Below are 9,811 nucleotides of genomic sequence, written 5' to 3'. Positions count from 1 at the left end.
CGCGGAGACCGTCCTGTTCCTCGCCGGTGACGCCAGCAGCTACATGACCGGCGCCGAGATATACGTCGACGGCGGCGCAAGCCAGATCTGACCACCGCCACCACCACGACAAAGGCCCGTCCTCTCCCTTGGGGAGAGGACGGGCCGCTGTTCGCCGACTTGCTGTCAGAGGCGCTCGGGGGTGCGGATGCCCAGGAGGGCCATGCCCTGGTGGAGAGTTCGGGCGGTGAGGTCGCAGAGGAAGAGGCGGTTCTGCTTCTGCTCCTCCGTGTCGGCCTTCAGCACCGGGCACTTGTCGTAGAACGACGTGTACAGCGATGCCAGCTGGTAGAGGTAGGCCGCCAGCTTGTGGGGGGCGTACTCCGCCGCCGCCTCGAAGACCGTGTCACCGAACGCGTCCAGGTGCAGGCCCAACGCCCGCTCCGCCGCGTGCAGTTCCAGTTCCGGGTGCGCGGCGGGCGCCACGGCGTCCGCCTTGCGCAGGATCGACTGGATACGGGCGTACGCGTACTGGATGTACACCGACGTGTCGCCGTTCAGCGACACCATCTGGTCCAGGTCGAACTTGTAGTCCCGGTTCGCCGACGTCGACAGGTCCGCGTACTTCACGGCACCGATGCCGACCTGCGCGGCCCGCTCCTGGATCTCGGCCTCGCTGAGGTCCAGCGCCTTCTCCCGGACCACCTCGGCGGCGCGCTGCGCCGCCTCGTCCAGCAGGTCCTCCAGCTTGACCGTCTCGCCCTCACGCGTCTTGAACGGCTTGCCGTCCGCGCCCAGTACCGTGCCGTAGCCCATGTTGTGCGCGGTGACCTCGTCGGTCAGCCAGCCCGCCCGGCGGGCCGCCTCGAAGACCATCTTGAAGTGGAGCGACTGACGTACGTCCACGACGTAGATCAGGGACGTGGCGTGCAGGTCCTGGACCCGGTTGCGGATCGCCGTCAGGTCGGAGGCCGCGTAGCCGAAGCCGCCGTCCGCCTTCTGCACGATCAGCGGGACCGGCTTGTCGTCCTTGCCGCGGATCTCGTCGAAGAAGACCACGAGAGCACCCTCGGAGCGGACCGCGACGCCCATCTCCTCCAGGAGGCGGGCGGTCTCCGGCATGCCGTCGTTGTACGCCGACTCACCGACGATCTCGTCGTCCCGGATCTCCATGTCGAGCTTCTCGAAGACCGAGTAGAAGTAGACCTTCGACTCGTCCACGAACCGCTGCCAGAGGTCGAGCGTCTCCTTGTCGCCGGACTGGAGGGCGACGACCCTCTTGCGCGCCCGCTCCTTGAAGGCCTCGTCCGTGTCGAAGACGGCACGCGACGCCTTGTAGACCCGGTTCAGGTTGGACATGGCCTGCTCGCCGTCCGTGTCGGTCTCCGCGGCGAGTTCCGCCGGGTTCTCGATCAGGTACTGGATGAGCATGCCGAACTGGGTGCCCCAGTCGCCGATGTGGTGCCGGCCGATCGTCTGCTCGCCGGTGAAGTCGAGCATGCCGCGCAGGGCGTCGCCGATCACCGCGGAGCGCAGGTGGCCGACGTGCATCTCCTTGGCCACGTTCGGCTGGGCGTAGTCGATGACCGAGACGCCGGGCTGGTCCTTGAGGGGGACGCCGAGACGGTCGCCGTCGGCGGCACGGGCCGCGAGGGTCCGCGTGATCGCCTGGTCGGAGATCGTGATGTTCAGGAAGCCGGGGCCGGAGACCTCGACGTCCTTGATCAGGTCGCCGGTGGTGATGTTGGCGACGACGTCCGTGGCCAGGTCGCGGGGGTTCGCCTTGTTCTTCTTGGCGAGGGCGAGGATGCCGTTGGCCTGGTAGTCGGCCCGGTCGCTTCGGCGCAGCAGCGGGTCGACGTCGGTGGCCTCCGGCAGGGCGGCGGAGATCGCGGACGTGAGCTGCTGTGCGACGGAGGTGCTGAGGGGCTTGACCGGGGCCATGGGGTGGGAGCCGTTCTCCTCGTGGGTTGCTTAGACGGGGTCAGTATCCCACGGGGGGTAAAAGGGTTTTTGCGGCTGCGGGCCGGTGGGGGCTGGTCGCGCAGTTCCCCGCGCCCCTGGGAGGCGGCTGCGCCGCCTAAACTGGGGACGCGGCTGTTGACCGTACGGCTGCCCCTGGAGAAAGAAGGACGTGCCCCGTGGCTCAGAGCACCGAGACCACCGACTGGGTCTCCCGTTTCGCGGATGAGGTCATCGAGGAGTCGGAGCGTCGGGCCCCGGGCAAACCGGTCGTCGTCGCGTCCGGGCTGTCACCCTCGGGGCCGATCCATCTGGGGAACCTGCGTGAGGTCATGACCCCGCATCTGGTCGCCGACGAGATCCGGCGGCGCGGGCTCCAGGTTCGGCACCTGATCTCGTGGGACGACTACGACCGGTACCGCAAGGTGCCCCAGGGCATCGCCGGGGTCGACGGGTCCTGGGCCGAGCACATCGGCAAGCCGTTGACCTCCGTGCCGGCGCCGAAGGGCTCGTCGTACCCGAACTGGGCCGAGCACTTCAAGGCCGCCATGGTCGCCGCGCTCGCCGAGCTGGGCGTCGAGTTCGACGGGATCAGCCAGACCGCGCAGTACACCGCGGGGACCTATCGCGAGCAGATCCTGCACGCCATGAAGCACCGTGCGGACATCGACGCGATCCTCGCCCAGTACCGGACGAAGAAGGCGCCCGCCAAGAAGCAGCAGCAGAAGCCTCTCGACGAGGCCGAGCTGGAGGCCGCCGAGGGGTCGGGAGCGGCCGGAGAGGACGACGGGTCCTCCGGCTCCGGCGGGTACTTCCCGTACAAGCCGTTCTGCGGCAACTGCGAGAAGGACCTGACGACGGTCACCTCGTACGACGACGCCACCACCGAGCTGTCGTACACCTGCAACGAGTGCGGCTTCGCCGAGACCGTGCGGCTCAACGAGTTCAACCGCGGCAAGCTGGTCTGGAAGGTCGACTGGCCGATGCGGTGGGCGTACGAGGGGGTCGTCTTCGAGCCGAGTGGCGTCGACCACTCGTCTCCGGGGTCCTCTTTCCAGGTCGGTGGGCAGATCGTCGGGATCTTCGGCGGCAAGCAGCCCATCGGTCCGATGTACGCGTTCGTGGGGATCTCCGGGATGGCGAAGATGTCGTCGTCGCGGGGCGGGGTCCCGACGCCCGGTGACGCGCTCCAGATCATGGAGCCGCAGATCCTGCGCTGGCTGTACGCCCGCCGTCGGCCCAACCAGTCCTTCAAGATCGCCTTCGACCAGGAGATCCAGCGGCTCTACGACGAGTGGGACAAGCTCGACGCCAAGGTGGCGGAGGGGGCCGCCCTCCCCGCCGACGTCGCCGCGCACTCGCGTGCGGTGCGGACCGCGGGCGGCGAGCTGCCCCGGACGGCGCGTCCGCTGCCGTACCGGACCCTCGCGTCCGTCGCCGACATCACCGCCGGGCACGCCGACCAGGCGCTGCGGATCCTGAGCGAGCTGGACCCGTCGGACCCGCCCGCGTCGCTCGACGAGGTCCGGCCCCGGTACGACAAGGCCGAGGCCTGGATCAACACGCACGTCCCCGCCGACCAGCGGACCATCGTGCGCGACGAGCCCGATGCCGAGCTGCTGAAGTCCCTCGACGAGGCGTCCCGGGAATCTCTGCGGCTGCTCCTGGCGGGCCTCGCGGAGAACTGGTCGCTCGACGGGCTGACGCACCTGGTGTACGGGGTGCCGAAGGTGCAGGCCGGGTTCGCCGCCGACGCCACGCCCAAGGAGCTGCCGGCCGAGATCAAGACGGCCCAGCGGACGTTCTTCGCGCTGCTGTACCACCTGCTGGTGGGCCGTGACACGGGTCCGCGGCTGCCCACGCTGCTGCTGGCGGTGGGGCAGGAGCGGGTGCGGGCCCTGCTCGGGGAGTAACGGGTCGGCGGTACGGACAGAAGAGGGGCCCTCTGGTGAGGGCCCCTCTTCTTACGCGATGTGGTCTTCCTGGAGTTCCGCGGTGTGACGGTTGGTGAAGCGGTTGACCATGCGGTCCGCGTCGCGCTGCGCGAGCGTGACGCCGTACGTCGCCTCCACGTCGTCCCTGAGCTGGCCCGAGGTGGGGTAACTGCCGTCTATGGACTTCTTGAAGACCAGGTAGTAGTCCTCCTCGGTCGGCTCCGGGGAGCCGCCGCCCTCGCCGAGTTCGCGGGTGCGCTGGGGAGTCACCGGGATGGGGAAGCTGCCGGTCTCCTCCGGGGAGGGCTCGTCGTAGACCGGCTGTTGCTGTTGCTGGTCTTGCTGCTGCTGGTACTGCTCGGCCTGGAGCTGCTCCTCGTACCACTGCTCGTACTGCTGCTGTGGGTCGTAGGTGGGGTCGTAGCCGCCCTGGTACTCGATCTGTTGGGGGACGTTGAACCAGGGGCTCTCGTCCGGTTCCGGCTGGTACTGCTCCTGAGCGGGTGCCGCCTGCTGTTGCGGGACGGGCGCCGCCTCGACCACCCTTGGCGCGGGCGCCTCGATCTCCTGCTGCGGTGCCGGAGGCAGCAGTACGGGCTCGATGCCCGCCGCCGCCAGGCCCGCCGGGGCCGTCTCCGCCAGGGGGACGCCGTAGCGGGCCAGGCGCAGCGGCATCAGGGACTCCACCGGTGCCTTGCGGCGCCAGGCGCGGCCGAAGCGGGAGTGGAGACGGGCCTGGTAGACGAGGCGGTCCTGCTCCAGCTTGATGACCTGCTCGTAGGAGCGCAACTCCCACAGCTTCATACGGCGCCACAGGAGGAACGTGGGGATCGGGGAGAGCAGCCAGCGCGTGAGGCGGACGCCCTCCATGTGCTTGTCCGCCGTGATGTCGGCGATACGGCCGATCGCGTGGCGGGCCGCCTCGACCGCGACCACGAAGAGGATCGGGATCACCGCGTGCATGCCCACGCCCAGCGGGTCCGGCCAGGCCGCCGCGCCGTTGAAGGCGATCGTGGCGGCCGTCAGGAGCCACGCCGTCTGGCGGAGCAGCGGGAACGGGATGCGGATCCAGGTCAGGAGCAGATCCAGGGCCAGCAGGACACAGATGCCCGCGTCGATGCCGATCGGGAAGACGTAACTGAAGTTCCCGAAGCCCTTTTTGATGGCGAGTTCACGGACTGCGGCGTACGAACCAGCGAAGCCGATGCCGGCGATGATCACAGCGCCGAACACGACCACGCCGATGAGAATGCGGTGCATCCGAGTCAGCTGCATAGGCGCGGCCACCCGTACTCCCCTCCCCTTGCGTGTTGTTGCGCGCAACAGAGTGGCACATGTGTGCGGCGCACGGGTGGCCGGTAGGGGTCGTCAGCCCCGCCTCAGCGCTTTGTCAGCTCTTCTTCGCGGCCGACTTGGACGGAGATGCGGAGGGAGAGGCGGACTTGGACGCCGACGGGGAAGGGCTGGTCTTGCTGCTGCCGCCGCCGCTGCCGCCGCCCGTGTTCGCCTTCGTCACCGACGCCACCGCCTCCTTCGCGGCCGACTTCACCAGCTTCGCGAGGGTGTCGGCGCTCGGCGTCTTCTCACCGGCCAGGCCCGCCCCGTTGTAGTCGAGGGTGACGACGACGTTCTCGACGCGTGTGACCAGCGTCTGCTGCTTGAAGGCGCCTTCCTTCTTCTTCAGGTCGTAACGGACCAGCGTGGCCTGGTCGCCCGTGCCCGTCACCGGCTCCGCCTTCGCGTTCTTCGCGCCGTCCACCGCCTGGGCGTCCTGGACCTGCTTGTCGAAGTACTCCTGCGCCAGCTTGTCGCCCTCGCCGCGCGTGGCGTCGGAGTCGAAGCGGAGGAGGGAGACGTTCAGCCAGCGGAACTGGGAGCCCTTGACGCCGTTGTTGTCGAGGCTCGACCAGGAGCAGCTGCCTCGCGTGGCGATATCGTCCGACTTGCCCTGCTTGCCGGACTTGGAAGCCTTCGGGACCAGGTCGCCGAGCGTGCCCTTCGACAGGGTGTCGCACGCGTCCGGAAGCGACTTGTACGCCGCCGCCTGCACGGTCGGCGAGGCGCTGACCGACGCGGAGGTCTCGGAGCCGCTGCTGCTGCCGCCGGCGGCGGCGTTGTCGTCCGACGACGAGCCGGAGTCCGAGGAGCAGGCCGTGGCCACCAGCATCAGGGGGACGGCGGCTGCGCCGAGAAGCACCCGGTGGGCGCGCTTCCTTCGCGGGTCACGCTGGTCGCTCTGTGCTGCTGCTCGCTGCATGGTTCCTTCACTCATGACGCTGCTCGTGCTCCTGCGGTCGGATCGGGTCCGAGGGGCCACGGTACGCGGTGAGATGGCTGTGCGGTTCTGTTCACCGGCATCGCGGAACGTCACCGAGAGGCTTCAGCCCGCCAGCGCGTCCGCCAGCTCGGAGGCCAGGTTCCTTGCCCTGTCCTGCATTTCCTTGCTGTCCGGCGCGGTCCCGACCGTCGCCGGCTGCTCCTCGTACTCGACCGTCACGATGACGTTGGACGTGCGGAACACCACAGTCACCGTGCGCTGCTGGGCCGTCGAACCCGAACTGCTCGCCACGTCGTTCAGGAACGCCTCGTCGCCCAGGTCGTCGAGAACGCGGGGCTGGACGTCGGCGAGCGCGGACCCGTCGGAGACGGCGGAGGAAGAGGAGGAGGCGGGGGAAGAGGAGGAAGAGGACGGGGAGGCGGAGGCGTCGTCGCCCGGCGTCGCCGAGGAACTCACGTCCGACGTCGCCGACTCGGACGGCTCCGGGAGATGCGCCGCCGTCTGCTGCTCCGCGAACAGCGCCTGCGCCTGGCTGTCGTCGCTGACGGAGTTGTCGTACGACACGACACGCTCCAGGTCGACGAGGAGATGGTCGGTGGCGTCGGCCGACTCCACCTTCCACTGGCAGCCGACCTTGCGGTCCGTGTCGAAGGTGGTCGTCGGGGTGCCCTCGTACGCCTTCGCCCGCTGGTCCTCGTTGGTGAGCTGCTGGATGCCGGGGAGAAGCGTGTCGAGGGTGTCCGTGGCGACCGCGCCGCAGGGCTCGGGGAGCGTGCGGTACCGGCCGGGCTCGGCCACGGCGGAGGCGGTGCCGGCGCTGCCCGGGTTGGAGTTGTCGTCCGTGCCGCCGGTGTCCGAACCGCTGGTGCAGCCGGCGGCGAACAGCGCCACGAGGAGGGCCGCGACGCCGGGTACGTACGCCTTCCGCTGCACGGTCGGCTCCTCTCGATGCTGCTGGTGGCTGCGCTGATGGCTGCGGGTTATTCGTTTGCCGGGCGGGGGTGCCCCCTGCGCACCATGTGTATCGCACGCACAGCCGTGGACGCCGGTCCGTTGTCCCTTTCCTTGACCTTGGCGCCGGTTTTGCGATTTGAGACTTTGTATGGGTTTACGGGGGAATGAGGACGATATGTCGTACGTGGAAATGCCGGGCGCGAAGGTTCCCATCCGTATGTGGACCGACCCGGCGTCGGTGGAGGAGGGTGCGCTCCAGCAGCTGCGCAATGTCGCGACCCTGCCCTGGATCAAGGGCCTGGCGGTCATGCCGGACGTCCACTACGGGAAGGGCGCGACGGTCGGGTCCGTCATCGCGATGCAGGGGGCGGTGTGCCCGGCCGCGGTCGGGGTGGACATCGGGTGCGGTATGTCGGCGGTGCGGACGTCGCTCACGGCGAACGACCTACCGGGTGACCTCTCGCGGCTGCGGTCGAAGATCGAGCAGGCCATTCCGGTGGGGCGGGGGATGCATGACAGTCCCGTGGAGCCGGGTCGGTTCCATGGGCTGGCCACCGGTGGGTGGGACGACTTCTGGGGGCGGTTCGACGGGGTCGCGGAGGCGGTGAAGTTCCGGGAGGAGCGGGCTGCGAAGCAGATGGGGACGCTCGGATCGGGCAATCACTTTTGCGAGGTATGCATAGATGCGTCCGGTTCGGTGTGGCTCATGCTGCATTCCGGTTCCCGCAACATCGGTAAGGAACTGGCCGAGCACCACATCGGCATCGCCCAGAAACTCCCGCACAACCAGGGCCTGATCGACCGCGACCTCGCCGTCTTCGTGGCGGACACCCCGCAGATGGCGGCGTACCAGAACGACCTCTACTGGGCTCAGGAGTACGCGAAGTACAACCGCACGATCATGATGGCGCTCCTCAAGGACGTGATCCGCAAGGAGTTCAAGAAGGCCAGGCCGACCTTCGAGCCTGAGATCAGTTGCCATCACAACTATGTGAGCCGCGAGCGCTACGAGGGCATGGACCTGCTGGTCACCCGCAAGGGCGCGATCCGGGCCGGCTCCGGCGAGTACGGGATCATCCCGGGCTCGATGGGTACGGGTTCGTACATCGTGAAGGGTCTCGGCAACGAGAAGGCCTTCAACTCGGCCTCGCACGGCGCCGGTCGGCGCATGAGCCGTAACGCGGCCAAGCGGCGCTTCTCGACGAAGGACCTGGAGGAGCAGACACGGGGCGTGGAGTGCCGTAAGGACTCCGGTGTCGTGGACGAGATCCCGGGCGCCTACAAGCCGATCGAGCAGGTCATCGACCAGCAGCGGGACCTCGTGGAGGTCGTCGCGAAGCTGAAGCAGGTCGTCTGCGTGAAGGGCTGACGACGAGAGGGCCCCGGCTCCGGCCGGGGCCCTCGTGTCCTATCCCAGCCCCTTCTCCAGCAGTGTCACCGCGTACGGGCTGCCCGAGCCGCCGTCCTTTGCGGGCTGTTCGCCTACGACTGTGTAGCCCGCCGCCTCGTAGTACGTGCGCAGGCGGGGGTTGGTGGACAGGCAGTCCAGGCGGGCGTACGGGCGGCCCGTGGACGTGATGCGGGACTCCGCGTGGGTCAGGAGGGCGCCGCCTGTGTGGGGTGGGGCCAGGTGTGGGGTCGTCATCAGGCGGTGGATGTACCCCGCGTCCGTGGGGCGGGGGCCCCACGCCGCCTCGTCCGACCACCAGAGTTCGTACGCGCCGGCCAGGTGGCCGTCCGCGTACGCCAGCCAGACCTCGCCCTCGGCCATGCGGGTGCGGAAGTGGGTCGCGTCCTTCTCGGCGGGTTTCCACTGGTCGATGTTCCGGGCGAGCATCCACAGGGCCACCGAGTCGCGGAGGCGGACGAGGAGTTCGGCGTCCTGCGGTTCGGCCCGGCGGTAGGTCAGGGGCGGGTGCGTGGTGGGGGCCGGTTCCAGGAGGTTCGCCGCCAGCTTCGCCGAGAGGGACTCCGTGTCCATGCCGAGCGCCTGGGTCACGTATCCCTCCACTGAGCCGTATCGCTCCTTCAACAGCCCGAGGAAGCCGCGCATCACCGAGGCCGGGGCTCTGCCGAAGCCCAGCCAGGTGGGGGACTGGCCGTTGTTGCGGGCCTGCCAGTCGGCCAGAAGGGCCGGGGCCGCCAGTTCGGTGAGGGTGAAGTCCTCGATGATCGTGGGTTCGTCGATGCCCAACAACGTCAGGACCAGCGCCGCCAGTTCGCCGGTGCGGTCCTTGCCGGAGGCGCAGTGGAAGACGAGCGGGGTGGCGGGGGAGGCCGCTTCCGCGATGCGTTCCAGGGCCTCGCGGATCTCCTTCCTGCCGTCCTCGGCCACCTGGAGGTAGCGCTCGGCCAGGTAGGGGCCGGGGTCCACCTCCGGGGGCAACGCCGCCTGGTTGTACGGGCGGTGCTCGATGCTGAGGTTGATGTAGGCGTAGTCGTGGTCGGGGGAGTCGTCCGCCGGGATACGGCCCTGGCGTTCGATCTCCCACGGGTAGCGCAGGTCGATGACCGTGCGGATGCCGAGGGACAGGAAGCGGGACCAGTCGGGGGTACCGGGCGTCAACTTGCCGAGGGAGTCGGAGCGGTACAGCACGCCCGGGCGGATGCGGCGGCCGTCTGCCGTCCGGTATCCGCCCAGGTCGCGGAAGTTGTGCAGGGCGTCGAAAGGCACGTGTCTGTCCACAGCCCGTGACCCTATGGT

The 9,811-nt window shown here is 68.9% G+C and carries 8 protein-coding genes; 3 read left to right on the top strand and 5 right to left on the bottom strand.

Going from position 1 to position 9,811, the window contains the following annotated elements; translation table 11 throughout:
• Positions 1 to 13 precede the first annotated feature (13 nt).
• The gene (locus ACIHIX_RS05430; protein ID WP_399950088.1) at positions 14 to 91 is read left to right on the top strand and encodes a hypothetical protein; all 78 of its coding nucleotides are present in this window, start codon (positions 14 to 16) and stop codon (positions 89 to 91) included.
• A 74-nt stretch (positions 92 to 165) separates the two neighbouring features.
• On the opposite strand, the gene argS is transcribed toward ACIHIX_RS05430, so the two are convergent.
• The gene (gene argS / locus ACIHIX_RS05425) at positions 166 to 1,923 is read right to left on the bottom strand and encodes an arginine--tRNA ligase (RefSeq protein WP_399949969.1); all 1,758 of its coding nucleotides are present in this window, start codon (positions 1,921 to 1,923) and stop codon (positions 166 to 168) included.
• A gap of 197 nt (positions 1,924 to 2,120) precedes the next feature.
• Between argS and lysS the strand changes: the two genes are divergently transcribed.
• A complete protein-coding gene (gene lysS, locus ACIHIX_RS05420) occupies positions 2,121 to 3,854 on the top strand; it encodes a lysine--tRNA ligase (RefSeq protein ID WP_399949965.1) in 1,734 nt (577 codons plus the stop codon).
• 51 nt (positions 3,855 to 3,905) lie between these two features.
• On the opposite strand, the gene ACIHIX_RS05415 is transcribed toward lysS, so the two are convergent.
• The 3 genes from ACIHIX_RS05415 to ACIHIX_RS05405 form a co-directional block, all read right to left on the bottom strand.
• The gene (locus ACIHIX_RS05415) at positions 3,906 to 5,135 is read right to left on the bottom strand and encodes a DUF2637 domain-containing protein (RefSeq protein ID WP_399949962.1); all 1,230 of its coding nucleotides are present in this window, start codon (positions 5,133 to 5,135) and stop codon (positions 3,906 to 3,908) included.
• A gap of 130 nt (positions 5,136 to 5,265) precedes the next feature.
• Positions 5,266 to 6,147, bottom strand: a complete 882-nt coding sequence (locus ACIHIX_RS05410) for a DUF3558 domain-containing protein (RefSeq protein ID WP_399949960.1) — start codon at positions 6,145 to 6,147, stop codon at positions 5,266 to 5,268.
• Between the two features lie 108 nt (positions 6,148 to 6,255).
• Positions 6,256 to 7,086 carry a DUF3558 domain-containing protein gene (locus tag ACIHIX_RS05405; protein WP_399949957.1) on the bottom strand — a complete coding sequence of 277 codons (831 nt, stop codon included), beginning with the start codon at positions 7,084 to 7,086 and terminating at the stop codon, positions 6,256 to 6,258.
• A gap of 196 nt (positions 7,087 to 7,282) precedes the next feature.
• Here ACIHIX_RS05405 and ACIHIX_RS05400 point away from each other — a divergent pair, with 196 nt between their 5' ends.
• Positions 7,283 to 8,476 carry an RtcB family protein gene (locus tag ACIHIX_RS05400; protein ID WP_399949954.1) on the top strand — a complete coding sequence of 398 codons (1,194 nt, stop codon included), beginning with the start codon at positions 7,283 to 7,285 and terminating at the stop codon, positions 8,474 to 8,476.
• Positions 8,477 to 8,515: 39 nt separating this feature from the next.
• On the opposite strand, the gene ACIHIX_RS05395 is transcribed toward ACIHIX_RS05400, so the two are convergent.
• Positions 8,516 to 9,793 (bottom strand): tyrosine-protein phosphatase, encoded by a 1,278-nt coding sequence (locus tag ACIHIX_RS05395; protein ID WP_399949952.1) that lies wholly within the window; start codon positions 9,791 to 9,793, stop codon positions 8,516 to 8,518.
• Positions 9,794 to 9,811: the final 18 nt, after the last annotated feature.

Source organism: Streptomyces sp. NPDC051913 (genome assembly GCF_044593635.1).
GTDB lineage: Bacteria > Actinomycetota > Actinomycetes > Streptomycetales > Streptomycetaceae > Streptomyces.
This window is presented reverse-complemented; position numbering and strand designations above follow the sequence as displayed.

What these genes read in the sequence shown, in the direction of transcription:
- argS (WP_399949969.1), bottom strand. Translation starts at nt 1,923, where the DNA reads ATGGCCCCGGTCAAGCCCCTCAGCACCTCCGTCGCACAGCAGCTCACG.
- ACIHIX_RS05415 (WP_399949962.1), bottom strand. Translation starts at nt 5,135, where the DNA reads ATGCACCGCATTCTCATCGGCGTGGTCGTGTTCGGCGCTGTGATCATC.
- ACIHIX_RS05410 (WP_399949960.1), bottom strand. Translation starts at nt 6,147, where the DNA reads ATGAGTGAAGGAACCATGCAGCGAGCAGCAGCACAGAGCGACCAGCGT.
- ACIHIX_RS05400 (WP_399949954.1), top strand. Translation starts at nt 7,283, where the DNA reads ATGTCGTACGTGGAAATGCCGGGCGCGAAGGTTCCCATCCGTATGTGG.